This window comes from Prosthecobacter sp. (assembly GCF_044378005.1).
GTDB lineage: Bacteria > Verrucomicrobiota > Verrucomicrobiia > Verrucomicrobiales > Verrucomicrobiaceae > Prosthecobacter.
In genome coordinates this window covers 32,150-57,443 of record NZ_JBILYB010000012.1, presented here as the reverse complement: position 1 = coordinate 57,443, position 25,294 = coordinate 32,150, and the positions used below count along the sequence as shown (strand labels likewise).

At 61.1% G+C, this 25,294-nt stretch carries 24 protein-coding genes; 17 read left to right on the top strand and 7 right to left on the bottom strand.

Translation table 11 applies throughout. The features are described 5' to 3' along the window. Positions 1-79: 79 nt before the first annotated feature. A complete protein-coding gene (locus AC6FTP_RS04585; RefSeq protein WP_497205724.1) occupies positions 80-1,411 on the top strand; it encodes a GntT/GntP/DsdX family permease in 1,332 nt (443 codons plus the stop codon). Positions 1,412-1,438: 27 nt separating this feature from the next. Here the strand turns inward: AC6FTP_RS04585 and AC6FTP_RS04580 are convergent, their stop codons facing one another. Continuing rightward, positions 1,439-2,128, bottom strand: coding sequence for a VIT1/CCC1 transporter family protein (locus tag AC6FTP_RS04580; RefSeq protein WP_497205723.1), 690 nt, complete (start codon positions 2,126-2,128; stop codon positions 1,439-1,441). A gap of 267 nt (positions 2,129-2,395) precedes the next feature. On the opposite strand from AC6FTP_RS04580, the gene AC6FTP_RS04575 reads away from it, so the two are divergent. From AC6FTP_RS04575 to AC6FTP_RS04550, 6 genes are all read left to right on the top strand, one after another. Further along, entirely contained in the window at positions 2,396-2,755 is a 360-nt protein-coding gene (locus AC6FTP_RS04575) for a PadR family transcriptional regulator (RefSeq protein ID WP_497205722.1), read from the top strand. 96 nt (positions 2,756-2,851) lie between these two features. Continuing rightward, positions 2,852-5,950 (top strand): efflux RND transporter permease subunit, encoded by a 3,099-nt coding sequence (locus AC6FTP_RS04570; protein WP_497205721.1) that lies wholly within the window; start codon positions 2,852-2,854, stop codon positions 5,948-5,950. A 3-nt stretch (positions 5,951-5,953) separates the two neighbouring features. Next, positions 5,954-6,424 carry a T6SS immunity protein Tdi1 domain-containing protein gene (locus AC6FTP_RS04565; RefSeq protein ID WP_497205720.1) on the top strand — a complete coding sequence of 157 codons (471 nt, stop codon included), beginning with the start codon at positions 5,954-5,956 and terminating at the stop codon, positions 6,422-6,424. 25 nt (positions 6,425-6,449) lie between these two features. Then, entirely contained in the window at positions 6,450-6,764 is a 315-nt protein-coding gene (locus AC6FTP_RS04560; protein ID WP_497205719.1) for a DUF4844 domain-containing protein, read from the top strand. Positions 6,765-6,778: 14 nt separating this feature from the next. Continuing rightward, positions 6,779-7,762, top strand: a complete 984-nt coding sequence (locus AC6FTP_RS04555; protein ID WP_497205718.1) for an efflux RND transporter periplasmic adaptor subunit — start codon at positions 6,779-6,781, stop codon at positions 7,760-7,762. 11 nt (positions 7,763-7,773) lie between these two features. After that, positions 7,774-9,051, top strand: a complete 1,278-nt coding sequence (locus tag AC6FTP_RS04550; protein ID WP_497205717.1) for a TolC family protein — start codon at positions 7,774-7,776, stop codon at positions 9,049-9,051. 6 nt (positions 9,052-9,057) lie between these two features. Here the strand turns inward: AC6FTP_RS04550 and ptsP are convergent, their stop codons facing one another. Further along, entirely contained in the window at positions 9,058-10,818 is a 1,761-nt protein-coding gene (gene ptsP, locus AC6FTP_RS04545) for a phosphoenolpyruvate--protein phosphotransferase (RefSeq protein WP_497205716.1), read from the bottom strand. A gap of 106 nt (positions 10,819-10,924) precedes the next feature. On the opposite strand from ptsP, the gene AC6FTP_RS04540 reads away from it, so the two are divergent. The 9 genes from AC6FTP_RS04540 to AC6FTP_RS04500 all read left to right on the top strand — a co-directional run bounded on the left by AC6FTP_RS04540 (position 10,925) and on the right by AC6FTP_RS04500 (position 18,236). Beyond that, positions 10,925-11,857: an amidohydrolase family protein gene (locus AC6FTP_RS04540; RefSeq protein ID WP_497205715.1), complete on the top strand. Its 933-nt coding sequence runs from the start codon at positions 10,925-10,927 to the stop codon at positions 11,855-11,857. A 37-nt stretch (positions 11,858-11,894) separates the two neighbouring features. Further along, positions 11,895-12,389 (top strand): iron-sulfur cluster assembly scaffold protein, encoded by a 495-nt coding sequence (locus AC6FTP_RS04535; RefSeq protein ID WP_497205714.1) that lies wholly within the window; start codon positions 11,895-11,897, stop codon positions 12,387-12,389. 6 nt (positions 12,390-12,395) lie between these two features. Continuing rightward, complete coding sequence (locus AC6FTP_RS04530; RefSeq protein ID WP_497205713.1) at positions 12,396-13,055, top strand: hypothetical protein; 660 nt, start codon at positions 12,396-12,398, stop codon at positions 13,053-13,055. 33 nt (positions 13,056-13,088) lie between these two features. Continuing rightward, entirely contained in the window at positions 13,089-13,769 is a 681-nt protein-coding gene (locus AC6FTP_RS04525; protein WP_497205712.1) for an SGNH/GDSL hydrolase family protein, read from the top strand. Positions 13,770-13,830: 61 nt separating this feature from the next. Further along, complete coding sequence (locus tag AC6FTP_RS04520) at positions 13,831-15,120, top strand: ClpP family protease (RefSeq protein ID WP_497205711.1); 1,290 nt, start codon at positions 13,831-13,833, stop codon at positions 15,118-15,120. A 3-nt stretch (positions 15,121-15,123) separates the two neighbouring features. Then, on the top strand, positions 15,124-15,609 hold the full coding sequence (locus AC6FTP_RS04515; protein ID WP_497205710.1) for a hypothetical protein: 486 nt from the start codon (positions 15,124-15,126) through the stop codon (positions 15,607-15,609). 39 nt (positions 15,610-15,648) lie between these two features. Next, the gene (locus tag AC6FTP_RS04510) at positions 15,649-16,569 is read left to right on the top strand and encodes an ABC transporter permease (RefSeq protein WP_497205709.1); all 921 of its coding nucleotides are present in this window, start codon (positions 15,649-15,651) and stop codon (positions 16,567-16,569) included. Continuing rightward, complete coding sequence (locus tag AC6FTP_RS04505) at positions 16,566-17,426, top strand: ABC transporter permease (RefSeq protein WP_497205708.1); 861 nt, start codon at positions 16,566-16,568, stop codon at positions 17,424-17,426. The genes AC6FTP_RS04510 and AC6FTP_RS04505 overlap by 4 nt, the downstream gene beginning before the upstream one ends. A gap of 99 nt (positions 17,427-17,525) precedes the next feature. After that, positions 17,526-18,236 (top strand): hypothetical protein, encoded by a 711-nt coding sequence (locus tag AC6FTP_RS04500; RefSeq protein ID WP_497205707.1) that lies wholly within the window; start codon positions 17,526-17,528, stop codon positions 18,234-18,236. Between the two features lie 33 nt (positions 18,237-18,269). Here the strand turns inward: AC6FTP_RS04500 and AC6FTP_RS04495 are convergent, their stop codons facing one another. The 5 genes from AC6FTP_RS04495 to AC6FTP_RS04475 form a co-directional block, all read right to left on the bottom strand. Then, on the bottom strand, positions 18,270-18,749 hold the full coding sequence (locus tag AC6FTP_RS04495; protein ID WP_497205706.1) for a glycine cleavage system H family protein: 480 nt from the start codon (positions 18,747-18,749) through the stop codon (positions 18,270-18,272). A gap of 203 nt (positions 18,750-18,952) precedes the next feature. Further along, on the bottom strand, positions 18,953-20,152 hold the full coding sequence (locus AC6FTP_RS04490; RefSeq protein ID WP_497205705.1) for a PQQ-binding-like beta-propeller repeat protein: 1,200 nt from the start codon (positions 20,150-20,152) through the stop codon (positions 18,953-18,955). Positions 20,153-20,223: 71 nt separating this feature from the next. Then, the gene (locus AC6FTP_RS04485) at positions 20,224-21,399 is read right to left on the bottom strand and encodes an outer membrane protein assembly factor BamB family protein (protein WP_497205704.1); all 1,176 of its coding nucleotides are present in this window, start codon (positions 21,397-21,399) and stop codon (positions 20,224-20,226) included. Positions 21,400-21,469: 70 nt separating this feature from the next. After that, entirely contained in the window at positions 21,470-22,306 is an 837-nt protein-coding gene (locus AC6FTP_RS04480) for a superoxide dismutase (protein WP_497205703.1), read from the bottom strand. A 159-nt stretch (positions 22,307-22,465) separates the two neighbouring features. Then, positions 22,466-24,097 (bottom strand): porin, encoded by a 1,632-nt coding sequence (locus AC6FTP_RS04475; RefSeq protein ID WP_497205702.1) that lies wholly within the window; start codon positions 24,095-24,097, stop codon positions 22,466-22,468. Positions 24,098-24,446: 349 nt separating this feature from the next. Between AC6FTP_RS04475 and AC6FTP_RS04470 the strand changes: the two genes are divergently transcribed. Beyond that, positions 24,447-25,262: a phosphate ABC transporter substrate-binding protein gene (locus tag AC6FTP_RS04470; RefSeq protein ID WP_497205701.1), complete on the top strand. Its 816-nt coding sequence runs from the start codon at positions 24,447-24,449 to the stop codon at positions 25,260-25,262. Positions 25,263-25,294: the final 32 nt, after the last annotated feature.

The window sequence follows — 25,294 nt, the reverse complement described above, 5'->3', positions numbered from 1 at the left end:
CGCACAACTGAGCACTGAGCACGACCCCGCCCACATTCCCTTCTTGACCCATTCCCACCTTTCTGTCTTTCCTCATCCCGTGACTCCCGAACAAACCAACCTGCTCCTCCTTTCCCTCGCCTCTGTGGCCGTGCTCATCGTGCTCATCGCCTGGGTGCGCATGAATGCCTTCCTCGCCCTCCTGCTCGCCGCCATGGTCATGGGTCTCGGCTCCGGCATGGACCCCATCGCCATGATGACCGCCTTTGAAAAAGGCATGGGCGGCACCCTCGGTGGCATCGCTGGCATCCTCGGTCTGGGCACCATCCTCGGCGGGCTGCTCGCCGCTTCTGGAGGCGCGGAAGTCTTGGCAAAGGCCCTCATCGGCGTCTTCGGGCCGAAGCGCGTCCACTGGTGCCTCATGATCCTCGGCCTCCTCATCGGCCTCACCACCTGGTTCGCCGTCGGGTTGGTGATGCTCGTCCCCATCCTCCTCACCCTCACCCGCGAGACCAAGGAGCCCTTCCTCAAGCTCGCCATCCCCCTTCTCGCCGTCCTTTCCATCATGCACGGCGTCATGCCCCCGCATCCCGGCCCCGTCGTCGCCCTCCAGGCACTCCATGCCGATCTCGGCAAAGTCATCCTCTGGGGCCTGCTCGCCGCCGTTCCCGTCGCCGCCATCTCCGGCCCGATCTTTGCCAACTGGGTCATCAAGCGCGTGAAGGTCGAGGCCCCCGAGCCCCCGCCCGTCGATCCCGCCATCGCCGCCCGGCCAAAACCCTCCCTCGGCATCACCATCGCTGTCCTCACCGTCCCCATCCTCCTCCTGCTCACCCAGACCATCGCCGAGCTCATGTTTGCTGACAAAACCCACACCGTCCGCCAGATCACCGCCGTCATTGGCAATCCCACGTTGGCTCTCGGCATCTCCGTCATCTTCGCCGGCATCGCCTTCCGCTTCTCCCGCAGTGAGGCCCTGAAAATGGGCGAAAAAGCCATCGCCGCCGTCGGCATGACCCTCCTCGTCGTCGGGGGTGGCGGTGGGTTCAAAGGCGTCCTCGAGGCCAGCGGTGCCGCCACCGCCATCGGGGCCATGGCCACCGCCGCCCACCTCCCGCCCATGATCTTTGGCTGGCTCTGCGCCGCTCTCGTCCGCGTCGCCACCGGCTCCGCCACCGTCGCCATCACCACCGCCTGCGGCCTCGTCGCCCCCGTCGTGCTCGGGCATCCTGAAGTGAACCCCGAACTCGTCGTCGTCGGCATCGGCTGCGGCTCCCTCTTCCTCTCCCACCTGAACGACGCCGGCTTCTGGATCGTCAAAGAGACCCTCGGCATGACCGTCTCCCAGACCCTCCGGACCTGGACCGTCACCGAGACCCTCGTCGGCATCACCGGCCTCTTCGTCGCCTGGGGCCTCGACAGCGTGTTTTAAACAGACAGGCCCATCAGCCGGGCCACCTCACACCGCCGCCCCGAACAACGCGCCGACTCCCGCCGTCAGCCCCATCGCCAGAGCGCCCCAGAAAGTCACACGCAGGGCTGATTTCAAAACGGGCGAGCCACCTGCACGAGCTGCCAGCGCCCCCAGCAGCGCCAGGAAAAGCAGCGAACTCAGCGACACCGTCCACACCAGCGCCGACGCAGGCACCACCAGAACCAGCAACAACGGCAGCGCTGCACCGACGGCAAAAGTGCCCGCCGAGGCAAAGGCCGCCTGCACAGGTCGCGCACTCAGCGTTTCAGAAATGCCCAGTTCATCGCGAGCATGAGCCGTCAGCGCATCTTTCGCCATCAGTTGAGTCGCCACACGCCCGGCCAGATCCACATCGAGACCACGCCCCACATAGATCCCCGCCAGCTCAGCGTGCTCATGCACAGGGTCCGCCGCCAACTCCTGGCGCTCGCGCTCCATGTCCGCCTGCTCCGTGTCGGATTGGGAACTCACCGACACATACTCCCCCGCCGCCATCGACATCGCCCCGGCCACCAGCCCCGCGATACCCGCGACCAGCACATTCCCCGGACTCGACTCCGCCGCAGCCACCCCCACGATCAAACTCGCCGTGGAAACAATGCCATCATTGGCTCCCAGCACCGCAGCCCTCAGCCAGCCAATCCGATGTGCCCGATGATTTTCAGTATGTCTCATGCAGGCAGTTTCTGGCGCATGAGCCACCCCCGCAAGTAGGATCATCCTGCAAAAGATTGCGGGCGCTCACCTTCTGTGGTGTAGGTCCTTCAGGTCTGGTGAGGTGCATCACCCCAATGATGTGATTGTCTGGCTGACTGCGGGTTTCTCCCACCCACGACACACCATCGGACTCCACGCGAAACGACATCATTTCGGCGACACACTCTTTGGTGCCCACTCGGCCTTCGTCACAAACCCGAAATTGAATTCATGGGAACCCGCCCCATGATTCGTCTCAAGCATCGTAAAACCTTTGCTCCCGCCGCCGTGGACCTCAAGCTCATCAACCGCGAAATCCTGCTCTCCTTCTGGAAGGTGCATGTGCTGCATCATGCCGCCGAGGGTGAGGTGATCGGCCAGTGGATGCTGAAGGAACTCGCGCACCATGGCTACGACGTCAGCCCAGGTACGCTTTATCCCTTGCTCAAACGCATGGAGACCAACGGCTGGCTCACCTCCACCGCCGACGCCACCCGTGGCCCCAAGGCCCCGCGCAGCTACAAAATCACCAAGGATGGCCGCGAGGTGCTGAAGATCGTCCGCAAGCAGCTCAAAGAGCTCGGCGTCGAAGTGGGGAAGCACTAAAAAGCGGTCCTTCGAGGAAAGATATTTGCGCTCCCACGTTTTACGGTGCCCGTAATCGCCGCCCGTTCTTCATTTGTCGCTATTCGTCACTCCCGCATGTCCCTGCCTCGCTTCGCCCTCCGCCATCCCTGGACCATCCTCGTCATCGTCGTGGCGATCCTCCTCGGCGCTTGGCAGGCGAAGGAAAAAATGGCGCGCGATGTCTTCCCGCCGCTGGGCATTCCCACCATCTACGTCGCGCAGCCTTATGGCGGCATGGATGCGGCACAGATGGAAGGCTACCTGACCTACTACTACGAGTACCACTTCCTCTACATCGCGGGCATCGAGCATGTGGAATCGAAGAACATCCAGGGAGCCTCCATCATGAAGCTCCAGTTCCATCCCGGCACGGACATGTCGGCTGCGCTTTCCGAAACCATCGCCTATGTGAACCGCAGCCGCAGCTTCATGCCGCCCGGCACGCCGGGGGCCTTCGTGACGCGCTTCGATGCCGGCAGCGTGCCCGTGGGCAATCTCGTCTTCGCCACCGACAACCCCACGCGCACCGTCGGCCAGATGCAAGACGCCGCGCTGAACATGGTGCGCCCGCTCTTTGCCACGCTGCCGGGCGTGAGCGCTCCACCGCCCTTCGGCGGCAGTGCCCGCACCATTTTGATCAACGTGAAGCCCGACCGCCTCCGCGCTTATGGTTTGTCCCCCGACGACGTGGTCAAAGCGATAACCGAGGCGAACACGATGAGCCCCAGCGGCAATCTCGCCCTGCCAAACAGCTTCCCCATCGTGCCGACAAACGCCTTCGTGAAGAACATCCAGGACCTCGCCGCCGTGCCCCTGAAGGTCACCGACAAAGGCGCGGTCTATGTGCGCGACATCGGCGAGGTCAGCGACGGCAGCGACCTCATGACCAGCATCGCCATCGTGAACGGCAAGCGCACTGTGTACATGCCCGTCACGAAACGCAGCGATGCTTCCACGCTCAGCGTCGTCGAGCTGGTGAAAGCGAACCTCGGCAAATTCAAAGCCGCCTGTCCCGAGGACATCAACGTCACCTTCGAGTTCGACCAAAGCCCCTGGATCATCCACGCCATCGACGACCTCGTCAAAGAAGGCATCCTCGGAGCCGCGCTCACCGGCCTGATGGTGCTCATTTTTCTGCGTGATCTGCGCAGAGTGTTCATCGTCGTGCTGAACATCCCCATCGCCATCGCCGCCGCCGTTTTGGCGCTGTGGATCGGTGGTTATACGATCAATCTGATGACCCTCGGCGGCCTCGCCCTCGCCGTCGGCATCCTCGTCGATGAAGCCACCGTCGAGATCGAGAACATCCATCGCCGCATGAAGCAAGGCGGAGGTAACAGCCTGCGCCGCATCGTCCTGGATGCCTCCGAAGAAACCATCGGCCCGCGCTCGCTTTCGATGCTCTGCATTCTCGCCGTCTTCGTACCCAACTTCTTCATGACTGGCGCTGCGAAGGCTTTGTTCCTGCCGTTGTCCCTCGCGGTCGGCTTTGCCATGATCGCGTCGTATCTGCTCTCCAGCACGCTGGTGCCCATTTTGAGCATCTGGTGGCATCGGGAGCCTCGTCCGACGAGTCAGACAGGTCCGACGAGTCCGACTGCCTTGCGCTGGCTCTTCCTCCCCAGCATCTCCACGCGCCACATCCTCGTCCCCGCCTACCTCGCAGGCACGATCTTCGCCATCACGGTGTTCATTCCCTTCCTAGGCACCGAGATCTTCCCGCAGATCGACGCCGGCCAGCTCCAGCTCCGCCTCCGCGCCCCCACCGCCACGCGACTCGAAACCACCGAACAAATCGCCACGTGCACGCTCGCCATCATTGGCGAAGAAGCCCCCATCGCCACCAGCATGGGCCTCATCGGCGTGCATGCGCCAAATTACCCGGTGAACCTCATCCACCAATGGAACAGCGGCCCCGAGGAGGCCACGCTGCAAATCCAGCTCAAAGAAGATGGCAGCCGGATGCCCATTGACGAGCTGCGCGAAAAACTCCGGGGCCGACTTGCCGTCGAGTTTCCCGGCGTTTTGTTCTCTTTCGAGCCTGCCGACATCGTTTCGCGCGTCATGGCACTCGGATCTCCCACGCCCATCGAAGTCGCCGTCAGCGGCAAAGACTTCGCCGCCAGCCGTGCGCATGCCGAAACACTGCGCACCAAACTCGCCGCCCTCAAGGACCTGCGAGACGTGCAATTCAGCCAAACCCTCGACTACCCCAGCGTCGATGTGAACATCGACCGCGAACGCGCCGGCCTGCTCGGCGTGAAGATGAGCGATGCCACCCGCAGCCTCGTCGCCGCCACCGCCAGCAGCCGCTTCACCGTCCCGAACTACTACGCCGACCCCAAAACCGGCCAAAGCATGAGCCTCCAGGTACAAGTGCCAGCCACGATGATGAAAAGCCTCGAAGACCTGCGCAACCTCCCCATCAGCGCCGCCGACAAAGCGCCCGTGCCCTTGCGCAACATCGCCAAAATCAGCGAAGGTAGCACCATCGGCCAATACGACCGCTACAACATGTCGCGCACTGTCTCGATCATCGCGAACCTGCACGATCAACCGCTCGGCAGCATCGCCAAGCAGGTCGAAAAAGTCATCGCCGACAACCCCGCGCCCACCGGCGTCAATGTCGCCCTGCGCGGCCAGGTCCCGCCGATGAAGGAACTGCAAACCGGCCTGCAAACCGGCCTCCTCATCGCCATCGTCACCATCTTCCTGCTCCTCGTCGCCAACTTCCAAAGCCTGCGCCTCGCCGTGATCGTGCTCACCACCATTCCCGCTGCACTGCTCGGCGTCGTGCTCGCCTTGAAGCTCACCGGCAACACGGTCAATATCCAGAGCTTCATGGGCGCCATCATGGCCATCGGCGTTGCCGTCGCGAACGCCATCCTGCTCGTCACCTTCGCCCACCGCGCCCAGCTCGGCGGCATGACCAAACGCGAAGCTGCCCTCGAATCCGCCACCACCCGACTGCGCCCCATTTTGATGACCAGCCTCGCCATGATCGCCGGCATGATCCCCATGGCCCTCGCCAAATCACAAACATCTCCTCTGGCTATTGCCACCATCGGTGGTCTCGCTTTGGCAACCGTCGCCACACTGCTCGTGCTGCCCGCTGTGTATGCGCTGCTAGCGAGCAAGACGGCGAAGAACGCCTCACTGGAGCCCATCGACTGAGGTATGAACGCTCACGACTATTTGATCGATCACAGCAGCCTCGATTGGAACGAACTGTTGGAAGAGTGGGATTGGCTCCTGCCGAATAAGTTTAGCATTTGGCTACTCACACGCGCTGGTGACTTGTTCATCCAACTGCCCGATGATTCAATTATGATGCTCGAAGTTGGAGGTGGTGAATTGAACCGTGTGGCAGACTCCCCTGAAGACTTTTACTTGAAGCTAGATGAACCAGACCAAGCCCGGGACTGGTTCTCGATTCCTGTCATCGATGACATGACAAATGAAGGTCATGTTTTGGATTCAGGCAGATGTTTCAGCTATCGACATTTGCCAGTCTTGGGTGGCTCTTACGGGATTGAGAATCGCGTCAGCTTTCCCATTCGTGAACACTTTGGGGCCTGGGGATCGATTCATCGCCAGATCAAAGACCTCCCTGATGGTGCGCGAGTCATTATTGAAGCTACAGATTAGGTCCATCTACACATCAACGACTGAAATGAACCTCACCCCCAAATTCCAAGCCGCGATCAAGCAACTCAAGCTCGAAACTAAGTTCCTCGAAGCCGACTACTATCCCGGCGCTGCGGATGAAGAAACACGTCTGCGCTGTGAGAAACGCGTGAATGCCTTTTTAGACAAGTGCGAATCACTGCTCTCTCGCAGCACCACCGACCGCGTTCTTTATCGCGCCGCCGAAGAGCTTCAGGAGCAGTTTGATGAAGAGAACGCCGAGGAAGCGGAGCACGTCGGCAATTACATCGGCGACTTCATGAAGATCGTCGGCCTCGATGACTGGACTGAGTTTGTTTAACTTTGAATACCGCCATGCGCCCCCTGATCTTCCTCGCACTCACCACCCTCGCCGGAGCCCTCGAGCTCCCGACGACGAAACCCACCACCGGTCTTATCCACCGCTGGGTTTCCCTGCCCTCCACGCTCGCGCCATGGCAGCAGGCCACGCTGCATGCCAAAGTCACCGGCTACATCGCCACGCTCACCGTCGATAAAGGCGATGCCGTCAAAGCAGGCCAAGTGCTCGCCACGCTCGAAGTGCCCGAACTCCAGGCCGACATCGCCAAATCGAAAGCCGAAGTCACAGCGGCCAGCATCGAAGTGAAGCGCCTCCACGCAGCACGAGCGAAGTCTCCTGATCTCATCTTGCCACAAGCCATCGATGACGCCGAGGCCAAGCTCGCCATCGCCCAAGCTGGTCTGGAGCGCAGCGAAACACAGATCCAGTTCGCCACCCTCAAAGCACCCTTCGACGGCATCGTCACAGCCCGTCATGCCGATGTTGGTTCCCTCGCCATCGCGAACACAACGAAGCTTCTCGAAGTCACCGACCTCAGCACCCTGCGCCTGCAAATCCCCGTCACCGAACTCGAAACCGGCCTCGTGACCGTCGGCAAGCCAGTGAAAGCCCAAATCGACGCAACCGGCCCCACGCCTATCGAGGCCAGCATCAGCCGCATCGCCTACGCGCTCGATCCCGCCACGCGCACCATGCTCGCCGAGGCCGACCTCAAAAACCCCGACCTCAAACTCCGCCCCGGCATGTATGCCATGACCAAGATCGCCGTCGAAAAGCATGACAACGCAACGCTGATCCCCGTCGCTGCGCTCGTGATGGAAAAGACCAACGCCTTCGTCTTTAAGCACGCCGATGGCAAAGCGATGAAGACCGCCGTGAAGATCGGCTTCAACGATGGTACGAACGTCGAAGTGCCGGAGCTGAAAGCGGAGGACGTGCTTCTTGTTCCCGGAACCGTTGCACTGACCGACAAGCAGGCCGTCACCGCCAAACCCTGATTCGCAGCCAGATGAAAACGTTCCTCTTCCTCCTCGCCGCCACAGTTTCCACTGCCGATCCGGTCCACGTCGATCTCCCGACCGTGATGAAACTCGCTGGCGCGAACAACGACGAGATCCAACTCGCTCGAGTGAAGCACACGGAGACCATCGCGGAGTCGAAGCAGGCCTGGCAGCGCTTCTGGCCGTCTCTGAGCCTTGGCGTGGGCTACAAGCGGCATGATGGCAACATCCAGGATGTCGCGGGAGCGGTCTTCAATGCTTACAAGCAGCAATACACCGTCGGCACGAACATCATGATCGACTGGTCGCCGGGCGATCTCTATTACTCGGCGCTCGCGGCCAAACAAAAGGCACTCGCCGCCGAGCAACTCGCCGAGAAATCGAGGCGCGACATCGTGACTCAGGCCACAGCGCGCTACTTCGATTTGCTGAGCACGGAGGCCAGCGTCGCGATCATCGAGGACGATTTGCAACTGACGCAGGATTATGAAAAGCAGCTCGAAGGAGCCGTCACCGCCGGCACGGCCTTCCGTGCGGATTTGCTACGGGTAAAAACTCAGGTCTCACGCGCCAAGCTCGCCATTCGTCAGGAGCAGGAGAAGCGCGACCTCGCTGCTGCTGCACTCGCTGAGACGCTGCGTCTGCCAGCCCAGTCCGAACTCCGCCCCGCGAAGGCCGATCTCGTACCCGTGCGCCTCAATGGCAAAACCGGTGTCGCCACTCTGCTCACGCAGGCCACACAGCACCGCCCGGAACTCAAAGCCGCCGGAGCTGCCACCACGGCTGCGCAGCTTGAGAGCGACCGCGCCCGCATCGCCCCAATCATCCCGAATGTGCAGGCAGGCTACGGCGCAGGCGGCCTTGGCGGTGGTTTTGGCAACAACACGGGCAACTTCGACGACACCCAGGACTTCTACATCGGCCTCGGCTGGAAGATCGGCCCTGGCGGGCTCTTTGATAAACAGCGCAAGGTCATCGCCAACGCCCGCGAAGAAGCTACGAACCTGCAAACCGAACAGATCAAAGCCGCCATCGGCCGCGAGGTCGTCGAAGCCGCCGCGAAGTCCCAAAGCGCGCATGATCAGATATCCATCAATGACGAAGCTGTGGCAGCAGCCGAAGAGATGGTGAAGCTGGCCAAGGAACGTCAGGCAAGCCAGCTCGGCGTCGTGCTCGAGTACTTGCTAGCCCGCGAAGAGCTCACCCGCGCGCGCCAAAGCCGAGTACAGGCAGTGACAGAGTTCAACAAAGCCCAGCACGAGTTGAAGCGCGCTGTCGGGAAGTAACTTGAGCTATTCCAGCAACTCGGGATAGCGCGCATTTGCCATGGCGCGGCATTTGTCCAAACCGGTGCTCGTGCAGCCGAGGTTCATGACTTCCTCGGTCAGTGTACGACAGTCGGCGGCATTGAGCTGGCGGATGGCGTGCTTCACGCGGGGGACCTGACTTGTGGCGACACTGAGTTCATCGAGCCCGAGGCCGACGAGCAATGGCGTGAGCTCGACATCGGAAGCCATTTCACCACAGATGCAGACGCGAATGCCAGCAACGCGTGCGGCATCGACGGTCATTCGGATGAGGCGCAGCACGGCAGGATGCGTGGGCTGGTAAAGGCCAGCCACGCGCTCGTTCAGGCGATCCACCGCGATGGTGTACTGGATGAGGTCGTTGGTGCCGAGGCTGAAAAAGTCCACCTCGCCGGCGATGAGATCAGCCGACACGGCAGCGCTGGGGATTTCGATCATGGCCCCGATGGCGATGTCGTCACCGATGGGCACTTTGGCGTGGAGAAGATCGCGCGCGCATTCATCGAGCAGGGCGCGGGCTTCCCGCACTTCCTCCACACAACTGACCATGGGGAACATGATGCCGATGCGACCATGTGCGGAGGCACGCAGAAGAGCGCGGAGCTGACGGCGGAAGAGATCTTTCCTGCCAAGAGAGGCGCGGATGCCACGCCAGCCGAGGAAAGGATTGGGCTCGGCCTCGAAGGTCATTCGTGGGTCCATCTTGTCCCCGCCGAGATCGAGCGTGCGGAAGATGACCTCTCCGGGTGTCATGGCCTGCACGGCGCGGGTGTAGCAGTCAGCCAGCCAGTCTTCGCTGCCTTCGGGGTCCTCGAGATGAAGAAACTCGGTGCGGAAGAGGCCCACATGCTCGGCACCACTGTCACGGATGGCGGACATTTCCTCGATGAACTCGGCATTTGCGCTGACCATCACTGTGCTGCCATCGGAAGTGATGGCAGGCTGGTGACGCGTGGTGTGCAGCGCATCTTCGCGAGCATCCGTCTGAGCTTCACGGCTGCGATACTTTGCCAGCGTGGCTGCGGAAGGATTGCGGATGAGCAGACCTTCATCACCATCGAGCAGCACGGCGTCACCGGAGTGCAGTTCCTCGCAGATGTTGTGCATGCGCACGACGGCAGGCAGAGAGAGAGAGCGAGCGATGATGGCCGCGTGCGAGTTCGCACTGCCCATCTCGATGGCAAAGCCGAGTACCTTCGTGCGATCGAGCTGCACGGTGTCCGAAGGCGTGAGGTCATGTGCCACGATGATGACGGGATCATCAAACATCGGGTGATCCAGCATCTCACCACGCAGATGACGCATCACACGATGGGTCACGTCCTTGATGTCGAGGAAGCGCTCGCGGAGATAGGAGTCCGAGAGGCCGCGCAGGGCGTCCATGTGCTTGCACATGAGCCGATAATACACGGCGTCCACGCAGATGAGCTGCTCGCGCACGGTCTTCTCCACCTGCTTGCGGATGGAGTTGTCATTGAGGATGAGCAGATGGGCTTCAAAGATATCCGCCTCTGCGCTGCACTCTTCACCGGACATCGCCGTTTGCAGAGCCTCGATCTCTGTCTGAGTCACCTCAAGGGCACGGTGCCAGCGGGCGAGATCGCTCTCGACCTCTTCGGGGCCGATGGGCGTGGCGTCAGGTTCATCGAAGTGATCCTTCATGACATGCACCACGGCATGGGCCACGCCGGTGGAGACGGCGGTTCCTTGCCAGATTTTTTCGGGTGCGATGATGGCTTCAGACATGAGGCGCGGATGATGGGGAGCAGGACATCCCTTGGCAATCACGAATCAGGCCAGAGCCGACGAATCCGTATCGACATCAATTTCGAGATTGGATAAATGGGAGGGCATGTCCTCCATGAATCGCCGTCGTTTCCTCCAGTCCAGCGCCGCACTTGCTGTGCCTACCTTTGTCTCTGCGGCTCCGGCAGCCACGCGCATCATCGACACGCACACGCATTTCTATGACCCCACGCGTCCGCAAGGCGTGCCCTGGCCGGGGAAAGGGACGAAGCTCTACCGCAAGGTGCTGCCTGCCGACTGGCGCGCTTTGGCAGAGCCACATGGCATCAAGGAGACGGTCATCGTCGAAGCCAGCCCGTGGGTGGAGGACAACCAGTGGATTCTCGATCTCGCGGCGAATGAAAAATGCATCGTCGGCTTTGTCGGCAATCTTGATCCGACCACGCCCGAGTTCGCGGCGAACGTGAAGCGTTTCGCCGCCAATCCCATCTTTCGCGGAGTCCGCTGGCGATCTGATCTGGTAAAACTGGATGCGCATCACGAAGCCGCCCTGAAAGGAGCACGCGTGCTCGCCGATCACGGGCTCGAACTCGATCTCAATGGTGGCCCCGATGCTCTGCCCCGCGCGGCGAAGCTTGCAGCCGAGATGCCCGATCTGCGCATCGTCATCAATCATCTCGGCAGCAGCGGCGATCCGAAGTCGCTCAAACCAGAGTGGAAAGAGAACATCACCACCATCGCGAAGCAAAAGAACGTCTGGATGAAGGTCTCCGCGCTCGTCGAGCAGGTGAAAGGCGCGGAAGGCAATGCTCCACACGATGTCGGCTATTACCTGCCCATCCTCGATCATCTCTGGGAGAGCTTCGGCCCGGATCGCCTCATCTACGGCAGCAACTGGCCGGTCAGTGACCGCGCCGCCCCTTACGAGGTCGTGTTCGGCATCGTGCGCGATTACTTCAGCACGAAAGGCAGCGAAGCCTGCGAGAAGTACTTTTGGAAGAACTCGCGAGATGCCTATCGCTGGATTGAGCGCGGATGAAAAGACGCCCGGCCTTGCGGCGGGGCGTATTCTCCGCATGTCTGCATCCATGGACGAAGCCACCCTCCAATCCGCCCTCTCCAATCCTCAGAACCTCGGCGAAATGCCCGACGCTGACGCCGTCGGCACCGTCGGATCGCCAGACTGTGGCGACATGGTCCGCATGTGGCTGAAATACAAAGAGCAGGATGGTCGCAAGGTGATCGACAAAGCCAGCTTCCAGTCCTTTGGCTGCCAAACCGCCATCGCCGTTGCCAGTCTGGCCACCGAACTCATCCGTGGCAAAACCAAGGAGGAGGCCCTGCAAATGAGCGCCGCTGAACTCAGCGCGCCGCTCGGTGCCCTGCCTCCGATGAAAATCCACTGTGGTCAGATGGTGGAAGGCGCGCTCAAAGCCGCCCTCGAAGCTGAGCAGGGCTCTGCTGCACCTGCTCCCGCCACACCGAGCATCACCACAGGCCCCACTCTCGCCGACGCCCTGAATGCCTCCGGCAAGACCGCCGGTAAAATCAAGATCGTGCTGCAATCCTAATCTCTCATGGCCCGCGTCGAAAAAGTCCCCACGGCTCCCTTCAGCCCCTTTTATGGCTGCGCCATCATGCTCATGGCCGCGCTCACCTTTGGCGGCATCATTGGATGGAGCGCCTACTCACTGTTTCAGCAGGACAAGGCCATCGCCGAGTTCGCGCAGGATCAGCCGCAGAAATTTGCCGCCATTGAACTGACCCCGGAAGCCAGGTCTGCCTTGGAAAAGAAGCTCGCGGATTTGAAAGCAGGCTCTGCGACGGAAATCACGCTGAGCATTGCCGAACTGAACGGGCTGCTCCTGCTGGCCCCGGACTCGGGCTACGGCGTTTACACCGAGATGCTGCGCTTTGACCACACCGAACCGGAGAAGAATCGCGTGATCGCCCGAGTGAGCCTGCCGATGAATCACATCAAATTCTGGGAGGACAAAAGGCGCTACCTCAATGGCGAAGCCGCCTACGAGGTCATGGTGCATCAGGCAGGCGTGGATGCGAAGGTCGTGGACGTCAAAGTGCCCGGCAAGACCGTCGCGGAAGGTTTCATCGCTGGCATCGGCACCTGGACACTGCTGGCACCTTATCAAAAGATCGAGCCCATCGGCAGCGCTTTGAAGCTCGTGAAGAAAGCCACGGTCACGGCTGCAGGAGTCACGCTGAGCACGAAGCCCTGAAAGTCGGCGCACACAGAGCCGTTCTCAGCGGCCATGAAGCGCACCGCCTTTGTTTCCAGCCTCCTCTGTCTCGCCACCACCATCACCTTTGCCGCCGATGCCCCGGCCAAAAAGCGTGTCCTCCTGCTCGGTGACTCCATCTCCATGGGCTACACGCCTGTGGTGCAGAAGCTGCTGGCGGATGAGATGACCGTCCTGCGCCCGATGCGCGGCACGAAGATGGAGAACTGCAGCGGAACCACCGCAGGCGTGGCCAACATCGACCGCTGGCTCCAGATCGACGGAGGTAAATGGGATGTCATCCATTTCAACTGGGGCCTGCATGACCTCAAGCACATGAAGGCCGATGGCAAGACGACCTCCGACCTCGCCATTGATCCTCCACAGGCCACCGTGGAAGTGTATGAGAAGCAACTGCGGGAGATCCTGGCCAAGCTCAAAGCCACTGGCGCGAAGCTCGTCTTCGCCACCACCACGCCGGTGCCCGATGAGCCGATGAAGGTGTATCGCAACAACGCCGATGTCATTCGCTACAACGAAGCCGCACTGCGAGTGATGAAGGACAACGGCATTGCCATCAATGATCTCTACACACTCGTGAAGCCACGCATGAAGGAACTGCAGATCCAGCCAGCGAATGTTCACTTCGTCCCCTCCGGCTCCGAAGTCCTCGCCGCCGAGGTGGTGAAGGCCATTCGCGCCGCCTTGAAATGATGCAGACTGCCGAAGAACAATCTTGAACGAAGGCGTGGCGGCGGGTGTATTCTCCGCTGCCATGCGTCGAACCCTTCTCCTCTCCACTCTAGCCATCAGCGCCCTCGCCTTTGCCGAGGAGCAGAAGCCCAAACCGGCGGAAGCCGCAAAGCCCGCCGAACAAGCGGCTGCGGCAAAGCCGGACCCGCTCGAAGCCATCAAAGCCGAGACGGCCAAGCTCGTGGCGGAGCGGGAGAAGATCGCAGCGCAGATCGCTCTGGATCAGACGAAACTAGATGAAAAGCTGGCCCCTCGGAAGCGTGCTCTGGCCGAGATCCAAATTCAGATGGAGGAGATGAAAATGCAGCTCGACCTCGCTGAAGCCGAGCGCCGGGCCAAAGATGACCCAACCCTGGTGGAACTGCGCCGGAAGAATGAGAAGCTGCTCATGGAGTATGGCATCGCCAAGAACGAAGCAGACATCGACGGCTTCAAGATGCGTCTGCAAGAGAACAGCGTTCGCAGCAAGACCTCAGCGCTCAGCTTGCAGATGGAGCTTCAGCAAAAAGAAGCCGACGCACGCAGCTATGCCGTGGGCAAGGCTCCCGCGTATCCAAAAGATCCACTCGTGGGCAAGAAGCTCGTGCTTTCCGACCGCACCATCGGGCTCAATGGCGTGATCACCCAGAAGACCGCCGACAGCGTGGCGGACCGCATCGCCTACTATAACAACCGAGATGCCGAAGCTCCCATCTTCATCGTGATCGATGACTGCCCCGGCGGCAGCGTGATGGCTGGCTACAAGATATTGAAGGCCATGAACGGCTCCACAGCGCCGGTTTACACCGTGGTGAAATCCTTCGCCGCGAGCATGGCGGCATGCATCACCACGCTTTCGAAGAAGTCGTATGCTTATCCCAATGCGCTCATCCTGCACCATCAGCTCAGCGTCGGCGTGATGGGCAATCTCACGCAACATCGCGAGAACGTGAAGGAACTCGAAGAATGGTGGAAGCGTCTCGCCGACCCCGTGGCGCAGAAGATGGGGATCTCGCGCGAGGAGTTCATCGCCCGCATGTACAAGGAAGCCTCCACGGGCGACTGGAACGAATTCGCCGATGATGCCCAGAAGCTGAAGTGGGTGGACGTGATCGTCGAAGAGATCGAGGAAACCGCGCTGCTTCGCCATCCTGACACCGTTCAGCCGCAGCCAACGAATACACCAACTCGGATCTCGGGTGACCCGATGACCTCGGCAGGCATTGTCGAATCCACCGATGAACGCGGCAAACCCATCTCCCTGCTGCCACGCCTGAATCCGCTGGATGCCTACTGGCTCTACAATCCCGATGGTTATTACCGCATGCAGTAATCCATGAGACGCATCCATCTCGTTTTCCTCTTCGTCGTCTTGCTCCTGATCGGCCTCGGCTGGTTTGGCTGGTGGGCTTTTGGGCGGTCGCCTCAAGACCAGCTCATGGCCCGCCAGACTGCGTTCCTCCTCGCCATAGAGGAACGTGACTGGGACGACGTGAAGGCCATGCTCACCGACGATTACATGGACGACTATGGGCATGATCGAGATAGCGCTGTCGAAGATGCACGGCAGGTGCTCGGCGGATTCTTTGCACTCACCATCAAGTCTCAGGTCGTGCAAATGCAGGCTGTGCCGGATCTCGGGATGGTGAAGATCAAGATTCGCATTGAGGGCAAAGGCATGGGCTTCAGCGATGCGGTGATCTCGCAGGTGAACAGCATCGAGCAACCGTGGTTCTTCCACTGGCATAAGAAGGGCCGCTGGCCGTGGGACTGGAAGGTCGTGCAGATCCACAATGACGGGCTGCATGTGCCGCAGCTTTGATTGCTCTCCGCTCAAGTCTGGCTTTATAGCATCCTTCACATGCTTCGCTTCCTCCTCAGCCGCGTCTTGCAGGGCATCGCCGTCATCCTCGGCGTGCTTTGCATTACCTTCCTGTTGCTGCGGATGGCTCCAGGCGGGCCTTTCCAGGGCGAGCGCGTGGTCGCAGAACATATCCGTCAGGCCCAGGCGGCGCGCTACGGCTTCGACAAGCCGCTGCCCGTTCAGCTTTGGAACCACATCGTCAGCTTCGTCACCTTTGATTTCCCCCCTTCGCCCATGATGCCGGGACGTGGTGTCGATGAAGTCATCGCCCAGGGATTCCCCGTCTCCGCGCAGGTGGGGCTAGCCGCCCTTTGCATCGCGCTTGCCATCGGCATTCCGGTGGGAGCGCTGGCCGCGTTGAGACCAAATACGCTGGAAGATCGCGCCAGCACGGTGGCCGCCACGCTCGGCATCTGCACACCGAGCTTGGTGCTGGGGCCGTTGATCGCGCTGATCTTCGGACTGAAGCTGCGCTGGTTCAATGCCTCCGGCTGGTATGATGCCGACGACTGGGTGCTGCCCGCCATGACGCTGGGCATCATTTACAGCGCCTACATCGCACGCCTCACACGCGGAGGCTTGCGTGAAACACTCGCGCAGGAATTCATCCGCACAGCACGAGCCAAAGGTGCCTCCGAGACAGCTATTGTCTTCCGACACGCCTTCAAACTCGCCTGCCTGCCCGTGCTGAACTTCCTGGGGCCAACGGCAGCAGGATTGATGACCGGCTCTATCGTCACGGAAAGCGTGTTCCAGCTTCCCGGACTTGGTCAGCACTTCGTCGGAGCGGCGGTGAATCGTAACTACGAACTCGCCATGGCCACTGCTGCCTTCTACGCGCTGCTGATCGTCGCCTTCAATCTGCTCGTGGATGTCGTGCAGGCCATGTTGAACCCCAGGATTGGATTCAAGGAATGAGCCAGTCCACCTCCCAGTCTCCGACTCAGCAGGCCTGGCAGCGGCTCACTCGTTCGCCTGTCACCATTGCGGCCATGCTGACGCTGGCCTTCATGATCCTCATCTGTGCCGTGGGGCCGTGGTTTTCGCCCTATGGCGAGAGTGATCAGGATCTCGAACTACGCGCGACCGCACCCAGTGCCCAGCACTGGCTCGGCACTGATCCACTCGGGCGTGATCTCGCCACCCGCATCCTTTTCGGGGGACGCGTGTCCCTGCTCGTCGGTGTCCTCGCCACCGCCGTCGCTGCAGTCATTGGCGTGGGTTATGGTCTCATTGCAGGGCTCAGCGGACGCCGGACAGATGCGCTGATGATGCGTCTGGTGGATGTGCTCTATGCTTTCCCCTTCATCACGTTCGTCATCCTGCTCGTGGTCATCTTCGGCAGGCAGTTTGTGCTCATCTTCGTGGCCATTGGAGCGGTGGAATGGCTCACCATGGCGCGTGTCGTGCGCGGTCAGGTTCTGTCTTTGAAGGACCTCGAATTCGTCCTGGCGGCACGGGCCAGTGGAGCTGGGTTCTGGCACATCCTCTTCAAGCACATGCTGCCGAACGTCATGGGGCCCGTGATCATCTACGCCAGCCTCACCGTTCCTGGCGTCATGCTGCTGGAGGCCATGCTGAGCTTCCTCGGACTCGGCATTCAGCCACCGGATGCGAGCTGGGGTGTCTTGATCAGCGAAGGGGCAGCAAGCATGGCCGTCCACCCATGGATGCTCATCGGCCCCAGCGTGTTCTTTACCCTCACGCTCCTGGCCCTGAATCTCCTGGGAGATGGACTGCGTGACGCCTTTGATCCGAAGTCGGCGCGTGAGTGATCGGGCGTTGCACCGCCTCCAAAATCACCCCAAAATTCCTCACGACGCTCCGAGGCAAAATGAATAGCCTCGCCCCGCTTGCATCTACAAGCCACCGACATGGAAACCATCCCCACCTCATCCGCTCCGGCTGCCCAGCCCGGTCTCTCGACAAAGAAGATCCTTCTCATCATTCTCGGTGCCGTGCTTCTGACGGCGGGACTCGCCATCGGCGGCACCATCTGGTGGGTGAAGTACAATTTCGATCCGGCCCCCATGAAGCCCGTGGTGCTCTCCGAAAAAGAGCGCACCGACTTCGATTCGAAACTCGCTCTCTTCGGCGATCCCCCCATGGCTCCGGTCACCGTCAATGTGTCCGCAGCACCACAGCAGCCGCCTCCACCGCCGGCCGTTCCGCAGATCGAGCCTGGTGCCGAGAACCGCACCATCATCATCACCGAGCGTGAAGTGAACGCCTACCTCGCCAAGCAGAACCTCGGCGAGCATGTGCAGCTTAGTTTCAGCGAAGGGAAGATTGCCGCAGGGCTCATCATCATCGCTCCGCCGGACTTCCCGCTCTTTGCCGGGCAAAAGGTGCGAGTCCGCCTCACCTTCGGCAGTGGGCTGACCCCCGAACACAAGCTCTCCTTCGCGCTCGATGACATCAGCGTCGGTGGCATCTCCATGCCAAACGCCTGGCTGGGCGACATCAAAGGCGAGGACCTCGTGGCCAAGAACCTGGAGTCCGATCCCGCTCTCCAGCGCTTCCTCGCAGGCATCCAGACCTTTGAGATCCACAACGGCAACCTCAAAGTCGTGCTGAACCAATGATCGACTGGAGAAGCCTCTCCACGGTGGGCAAAGTCAGTCTTCGGGAGCGCCTTCCTCGCCGTGGCCTTCTTCGGCCATGCGCTGGATGATGGTGCTGAGGTGGGCGATGTAGCCGTGGACGTCGAGGTGCTCGTCTTCGGGCTCGCCTTTCACGGAGTAGAGCCAGCCGACTTCATAGGGGTCGCTGCGGACGACGCAGGCGTCCTCCTTGAGGTAGGGGTTTCCCTCCACAAAGCTGCCTTTCATGACGCAATAGACGTCAGACGCTGCCTTGAAGCCTTCGACGCTGCCGATGGTCTGGCCGGGCTCAACGGGCTCACCGGCTTTGGGTTTCCAGTCGGAGTCCACGAGTTCCCCGAGCATGCGGGTGGCGAATTTGGTGAAGCCCACGCGCCAGAGCCCCTCCTGGCCCTCCACGGGTGCCATCCAATAATGGGAGCGGGAGTAGCGGTAGGTCTCGGGGAAACGGGCGGAGAAACGGGCGTGCTTGAAGCGAACGGTCGGGAGGGACATGCGGGGTGGAAACTGGTTTGAGGAAAAGCTAGCGCTAGGTGGAGGGGATGCGAGCAATCATCAAGTGGGTGAGTGAAGGCGATACACAGGGTTCTTCAGCTCTGGACCCCGGAGGGGTCGTCACTCGTACCCGGAGGGGTCGTCGCTCGTACCCAAGGGGTCATGAACGCTATGGGGCGGAGGCACCGACGGCGCTACGTGCCCTATTTGGCCTCTAGGCAGAGGACCTTTCCGGGGGCGTTCCGCACATAGAGGCGGCCATTGGCCAGGACGGGGGCGCTCCAGCAGCGGCCGCTGAGGACTTGGGCCCGGGTTTGTTCGTCGAATTTCTCGGGGGTGATGCGGGCGATGACGAGCTCGCCTTTCTCCGTGAGGATGATGAGTCGGCCATCGGCGGCCATGAGGGAGCCGAAGCCGATGCTCTTTTCTTCCCACGCGACTTTGCCATCGGCGAGCTTCACGCACTTGAGGGCGCAGCGGCTGTTCTGGTCGCCATCGATGCCGTAGAGGTGGTCGCCGATGAGGACGGAGGAGTTGAACTGGTTCTTGAGGACCTTGCTTTCCCAGACCTTCTCGGGCTGGCTGGAGGTGAGCTTGAGGAGGGTGCAGCCTTTATTATACCCGGTGGAGATGAAGAGGGTGTCGCCGCTGAGGATGGGGTCGGTGGCATTGACGCCGTAGCGGGTGGCCCAGCGGTAGGACCAGACGGGGGTGCCATCGGCGACCTGGACGGCGGTGTAGGCGTCCCCGGAGCCGATGACGACGAGCTTTTTGCCATCGCGGGTGATGGGGTAGGGGGTGGAGTAGCCGGCGCTGTCGGTCTCGCTCTTCCAGGCGATCTTACCGGTGGCTTTTTCCACGGCGAGGCCGGCTTTGCCGACGTTGAGGATGAGGAGGTCGCCCTGGACGAGGGGGGCGCCTGCAAAGCCCCAGTCGGGGAGGTTGGCCCCGGTTTCTTTCTGGATGTTCTTCTCCCAGACGACTTTGCCGGTGGGGGCGTCGAAGCAGAAGAGGTCGCCCCAGCGGGAGAGGTGGTAGGCTTTGTCGCCGTCGAGGGTGGGGGTGTTGGAGGTGCCGCCCTCGTAGTATTTGTCGCCGAGATCGGCGGGGTAGGAGTGGCTCCAGAGGACTTTGCCGGTGGCGGAGTCGAGGCACCAGACGGTGTCTTTGCCATCGGCATGGCCGGAGGTGAGGACGCGCTCTCCGGCGACGACGAAGGAGGCGAAGCCGAGTCCGACTTCGGCTTCCCAGAGGGTCTTGGGCTCGGCGCTGATCTTCCACCCGGTCTCGGTGGAGATGCCGTCATAGGTGGGGCCGCGCCAGATGGGCCAGTCTGCGGCGGTGGCGAATGAAGCGCCGAGGGCGAGGAGCGTGAGGGTGGGGAGCAGTGGGGGCGTCTTCATGCGGGAGCAACAAGGCGTGGTGGGGAGGGGATGGCAATGGAGGAAACGCTCAGGGCTTTCGGGGTAACCGCTCAGGGCTTTTTGACCGCAGGGGCGGCAGCGGGGGCTGCGGGAGCGGACTTGAAGCAATAAACGTTCCCATCATCTGCGCCGATGATGATGTAGTCTCCAGCGATGGCGGGGGAGGTCTTGATAGGGGCACCGACTTCGTATTGCCAGAGCTCCTTGCCCTCTTTGAGATCGAGGGCGTAGAGGTAGCCGTCGTCACTGCCGAAGAGGGCGGCTTTGCCCGCGCAGATGACGGCGCTGCTGTCGATGCGGTCGCGGCTGCGGAATTCCCAGAGCTTGGCCCCGGTGGTGCGGTCAATGGCGTGGAAGCGCTTGTCCCGACCGCCGCAGAAGACGGTCTTTTCCCAGATGGCGGGGGCGGCGTAGAACTCGAACTCGCGCTCGCCGTATTCCCAGATCTTGGCGCCATCCGCCATGCTGTAGGCACCGACGCGGTTGCCGTAGTGGGAGACGTAGATGACGCCATCGGCAATGGCGACGTTGTTGCCGATGTAGGAGCCGACCTCGATCTGGCGGACTTCTTTGCCGGTTTTGACATCATGGACGTGGAGGACGCTGTCGCAGCCACCGAAGACGACCATGCCATCGCCGACGGCGGAGCCTCCGTTGATGTAGTAGCCGGTCTCGGCGGCCCAGTCCTTCTTGCCGGTCTTGGCGTCGATGCAGTAAACGTTGTAGTCGTAGCTGCCGATGAGGACTTTTTGCACCTGGGTGGCGGGGTCCGTCCAGACGTTGGCGGCGGCGTGGATCTCGGCGTCGGTCTCGAACTTCCAGACCTCCTTGCCGGTGTCGGCATTCCAGGCATAGACGAAGCCGTCCTGGCACCCGGCGATGACGAGGTCCCCGGCAAAGGCGGCGGCACCGTCGAAGGCCCCCTTCCCATCAGCCTGCCAGAGCTTGTCCCCCTTGGCGAGATCGAGACAACGGAACTGGCCGTCTTTGCAGCCGACATAGACTTTGCCCGCGCGGACGACGGCACCGCTGACGAGCATCTCGGCCTGGCCTTTGGGCTTGGCCATCATGGGGTGCTGCCAGGCGAGGTCGAGGGGGAAGCGGAGCTCGACGGGGGAGAGGCCGGTCATGGACTCGCTGCCGCGTGAGTGGACCCAGTCACCGGGAGTCTGGGCGGAGGCGCTGGCGGCGATGGCGAGGCAGAGGAGGCGGAGGCTGGACATCATGGGGGGTGATGACCAAACGTGTCACAGCGGGGGCTAGTTGCGCCAGCCAAAAGAGAATGAGGGGGCGACCTCAATGGCCGTAAACGCCGCGACAGATGGCGTGGGCTTTGTTGACGAAGTTCCAGTTCACCACACGCCACCACGCGTCGATGTAGGCGCGGCGGTTGTTCTTGTACTTGAGGTAGTAGGCGTGCTCCCAGAGATCGAGCGCGAGGATGGGGCGGCCTTGCTCCCGCCAGTCCACGAACTCATTCATGAGGGGGTTGTCCTCGTTTCTGGTGGTGGTGATGACGAGCTTCTGGTCGGGGCGGTAAACGAGCCAGGCCCAGCCGGAGCCAGAGTGATTCATGGCGGCCTCGGTAAAGGCCTCTTTAAACTGGCTGAGCGTGCCGAACTCCTCATCGATGGCCCGCGCCGCCTTGCCATCAGGACCGTGGGACGTCTTGTCCGGCGGAGCCAGGAAGCGCCAGAAGCTGGTGTGATTGACGTGCGCCCCGCCATGGACGCGAATGGCCTGCTGCGCTTCTTCGGGAAGCAGTGACTGCACGCCCGTCGCAGGCTTAGTCTGAGCGATACTCAGGGTGAGGATGGAATGGCGAACCCGGGGCGGACGGTTCATTCGCATGATGCAGGGCATGAGCGAGGTGACATTGCCGACGGAAAGCTCCACCTCATTCAGGGCATGTCTGAGCTGATTGACATGCCGAGCGTGGTGCTCGTGGTAGTGGATCTTGAGCGTGGTGGAGTCCAGGTAGGGCTCCAAGTCATTCAGGTCGAAGTTCAGAGGTTCCTGATGGAGAGGGACGCCGAGAGGGGCGGGGCGTTCCGCAGCGCCCCAGACAGAGCCGGCGAGCGCTGGGAGTGCCGAGGCTAGAAATGCACGACGATGGATGAGCGGGAGTCTCATAAATCAATGAATTACCAATTTCGCTGTACGGTGGCAATCCTAGAATTGGCTTGGCCGGTGCAAGCTGAATACTACCCGTCTCAATTTTGCAAGAAGCCGCATTCCAAAAAAATCCCCGCGCTGGTGGGCGCGGGGATCGAGGAGGGTTGGACAGCCGGATCAGAAGTTGATCTGCGCCTGGAGGCCGATGTAGTTCGCATCGGTCTGATCGTATGGTGCCACGGCGGTGTTGGTACGCTCGCCACGGCTGTATTGCAGCGTCAGCTCCAGCTCAGGATAAGGGATGTAGCGCAGGCCGATGGCGACTTCGTCCACATTGCTGCGTGGGGCATTGGTGGCGAACTTGCGGCCGCCGTCGTTGTATTGGTAGCGGACGAAGGGGATGAGCTCGGCCTGATTGGTGAAGATGTGCCGGTAGCTGGCCTGGACGTAGCCGCCCATGAGCTTGCCGGACTCGATCGCGCTCATGTCGTCGCTGAGCACGGGGCCATTGCCCCAGTTCCACTCGGCTTCGAGGCCGAAGGGCTGTGGGTACACGATGGCGGAGATGCCGACGCGCTGATCTTTGACGCCACGGGCATTGAAGGTGGGAGCCGCGAGTTTGCCGATCTTCGCGGCGGTGGGGACATAGTTGCCGGTGTAGCCGTTGATGCCGAACTCGATGAACTGTCCGTTGGGCAGTTCGAACGGATAGGAGGCGCGGGCCACGAAGTGGGGCTGGCCGTTCTTGTCGTTGTTATTGATACCTTGGCCGTTGTAGGCACCGATGGCGACCAAACCGTAGTCACCCGAGCCACGCAGGCCCATTTTGACGAGGTCTTTGAAGCGGTTGCGGATCTCGTACGGAGCCCACATGAGGTAGGCACCGATGTCACGCTCGCCTTCGACAGCGGAATTCATGGAATCCGTACGCTCCAGGGCGAGGCGGTTCTGGGAGGACTGGAGGTTTGACCAGCCGTAGGGCACCTTGGAGAGGCCGAAGCGGACGCGGAACTCGCGGGCGGGATCAAGGGAGATGTCCGCGTACATGTCGCGGGCCTGAAGGACATTCGCGCCTCCGAGACCAGCCATGTAATCTGCCTGGGCATAGTAATAAAGATGGCTGGTAATGTCACCACTCCAGATGAAACGACCACGGCGGATGCCAAAGAGGGCGTCGTCATTGGCGATGTTGGAGTCATTGGGCTGGTGATAATCAGGGCCATTACCCTCAAACATCGAATAGCCGCGGAACTGGATGTAACCACGCGGCTTGAGGTGCTCATACCATTTGTCGGCGAGCAAATCGTCGATCTCTGCCTTGGTGACGGTAGAGGGGGAGGTGTTATCAGTGATCTTCGAGAGCTCCTCGACCTGCCCTTTGGTGCCCATCAACACATTTTCGAGCTTCTCGACTTTGCTGGCGAGTCCAGATTCGGGCGGTGTGCTGGCGGCGGCGATTTGATCCACCTTCGTCTTCGTGCCGTTCAAAGCAGACTCGAGCTGCTTGATGCGCGCATCTTGAGCAGCCAGGCGTTGCTCGAGCGCGGCATTTGAGCTGACTGGAGCACTGGCAACCGCAGGTGCTGCGGCAGGAGCTGGTGCGGCAGACTTCGCTTCATCGGCACGCATCGCGGCGAGGAGCATGTCGTGCTCGGCCTGGGTGATACTGCCCTTCACTTTCATAATGCTGAAGAGCTGCTCCATCGCCTGACTGGCGAGGATGGGGGAGGCTGGAGTGAGGGCCACCGTGGCGGCAGTGAAGAGGCTGAAAAGCCTCCAGCGAGTGCGGGTCGGATTGATGAGTAGCATTGGATGAATAGGAGCGTGATGGTGAAAACCGCCCTCGGGGGCTGACGGCACTGTCACCCTCATGGAAATGATGGTGACAGTTCCGCCATGTAGCGGATCCGACACATAGTTGGCGAGATTTCCAATGTTACATCTTTGTCACATCGTGAGCCAGGCTGACATCAAAGGCATCCAAGTCGTTGATCATCAACAATTCCTTTTTGTGACAGCCCCTGTCACAAATGACTGACGGAGATCTTGTGTGACAACATCTTGCCATTTGTGACGAACTCGTCACACGTCAGCTTTTGCCACCCCGCTGCTCCCTCTTTTATAGGCGCAACCTCCAACAACCACACAACACGACTTCATGAAATCCGCCCTCCTCTCTCTTGTCCTCCTCGCGACGGCTGCGGCCAGTCTCCAGGCACAGACCACCCTCCGCATCCGTGGCTCAGACACCCTCGGTGCCAAGCTCGTCCCCCAGCTCGCTGAGGCCTTTAAAAAGAGTGGTGGCAAGGTCAGCTTCGACATCGCGGCTGAGGGCTCCTCCACCGCTTTCACCAATCTCGCCTCCGGCACCGCTGAGATCGGCATGTCTTCCCGCAAGGTTAAGGCTGACGAGCGCGCCCTCTGCCGTAGCAAAGGCGTCACTTTGACCGAGTTTGAAGTCGCCTGGGACATGATCGTCATCGTGGTGAACAAGAACAACCCCGTCTCCGACCTCAGCAAAAAGCAGGTGCTCCAGATCTTCGCCGGTGACATCACCGACTGGAGCGAAGTGGGCGGCACACCTGGACACATCTCGCTTTACACTCGTAACACCTCCTCCGGCACTTATAAGGACTTCATCGGTCTCGCCATGAAGGGCCGCGAATACGGCAAGAACAGCCAGAAGATGGCCGGCAATGAGCAGATCGCGTCCGAAGTAGGCTCCAACGCCAACGGTATCGGCTATGTCGGCCTTGCCTATGCGAACTCGAAGGGCACGAAGATCGTCACCATCGGCGGAGCCATGCCCAGCGTCGCCACGGTGAAAGAATATCCTTATTCCCGCCCCACCTACCTCTACACCAGCGGCGAGCCAACCGGCACGACCAAGGAATTCATCGACTACTGCCTCAGCGCCAATGGTGACAGCATTGTTGGCAAAGTTGGCTTTGTGCCGAAGTCCCAGGCGAAGTAAAGCACGAGAGATTTGACACTGAATCCCATCCG

Coding starts and splice junctions, on each gene's coding strand:
- AC6FTP_RS04485 (WP_497205704.1), bottom strand. CDS start 21,399: ATGATGTCCAGCCTCCGCCTCCTCTGCCTCGCCATCGCCGCCAGCGCC.
- AC6FTP_RS04570 (WP_497205721.1), top strand. CDS start 2,852: ATGTCCCTGCCTCGCTTCGCCCTCCGCCATCCCTGGACCATCCTCGTC.
- AC6FTP_RS04565 (WP_497205720.1), top strand. CDS start 5,954: ATGAACGCTCACGACTATTTGATCGATCACAGCAGCCTCGATTGGAAC.
- AC6FTP_RS04560 (WP_497205719.1), top strand. CDS start 6,450: ATGAACCTCACCCCCAAATTCCAAGCCGCGATCAAGCAACTCAAGCTC.
- AC6FTP_RS04525 (WP_497205712.1), top strand. CDS start 13,089: ATGAAGCGCACCGCCTTTGTTTCCAGCCTCCTCTGTCTCGCCACCACC.
- AC6FTP_RS04470 (WP_497205701.1), top strand. CDS start 24,447: ATGAAATCCGCCCTCCTCTCTCTTGTCCTCCTCGCGACGGCTGCGGCC.
- AC6FTP_RS04530 (WP_497205713.1), top strand. CDS start 12,396: ATGGCCCGCGTCGAAAAAGTCCCCACGGCTCCCTTCAGCCCCTTTTAT.
- AC6FTP_RS04475 (WP_497205702.1), bottom strand. CDS start 24,097: ATGCTACTCATCAATCCGACCCGCACTCGCTGGAGGCTTTTCAGCCTC.
- AC6FTP_RS04515 (WP_497205710.1), top strand. CDS start 15,124: ATGAGACGCATCCATCTCGTTTTCCTCTTCGTCGTCTTGCTCCTGATC.
- AC6FTP_RS04550 (WP_497205717.1), top strand. CDS start 7,774: ATGAAAACGTTCCTCTTCCTCCTCGCCGCCACAGTTTCCACTGCCGAT.
- AC6FTP_RS04580 (WP_497205723.1), bottom strand. CDS start 2,128: ATGAGACATACTGAAAATCATCGGGCACATCGGATTGGCTGGCTGAGG.
- AC6FTP_RS04535 (WP_497205714.1), top strand. CDS start 11,895: ATGTCTGCATCCATGGACGAAGCCACCCTCCAATCCGCCCTCTCCAAT.
- AC6FTP_RS04495 (WP_497205706.1), bottom strand. CDS start 18,749: ATGTCCCTCCCGACCGTTCGCTTCAAGCACGCCCGTTTCTCCGCCCGT.
- AC6FTP_RS04520 (WP_497205711.1), top strand. CDS start 13,831: ATGCGTCGAACCCTTCTCCTCTCCACTCTAGCCATCAGCGCCCTCGCC.
- AC6FTP_RS04480 (WP_497205703.1), bottom strand. CDS start 22,306: ATGAGACTCCCGCTCATCCATCGTCGTGCATTTCTAGCCTCGGCACTC.
- AC6FTP_RS04500 (WP_497205707.1), top strand. CDS start 17,526: ATGGAAACCATCCCCACCTCATCCGCTCCGGCTGCCCAGCCCGGTCTC.
- AC6FTP_RS04540 (WP_497205715.1), top strand. CDS start 10,925: ATGTCCTCCATGAATCGCCGTCGTTTCCTCCAGTCCAGCGCCGCACTT.
- AC6FTP_RS04575 (WP_497205722.1), top strand. CDS start 2,396: ATGATTCGTCTCAAGCATCGTAAAACCTTTGCTCCCGCCGCCGTGGAC.
- ptsP (WP_497205716.1), bottom strand. CDS start 10,818: ATGTCTGAAGCCATCATCGCACCCGAAAAAATCTGGCAAGGAACCGCC.
- AC6FTP_RS04510 (WP_497205709.1), top strand. CDS start 15,649: ATGCTTCGCTTCCTCCTCAGCCGCGTCTTGCAGGGCATCGCCGTCATC.
- AC6FTP_RS04555 (WP_497205718.1), top strand. CDS start 6,779: ATGCGCCCCCTGATCTTCCTCGCACTCACCACCCTCGCCGGAGCCCTC.
- AC6FTP_RS04490 (WP_497205705.1), bottom strand. CDS start 20,152: ATGAAGACGCCCCCACTGCTCCCCACCCTCACGCTCCTCGCCCTCGGC.
- AC6FTP_RS04505 (WP_497205708.1), top strand. CDS start 16,566: ATGAGCCAGTCCACCTCCCAGTCTCCGACTCAGCAGGCCTGGCAGCGG.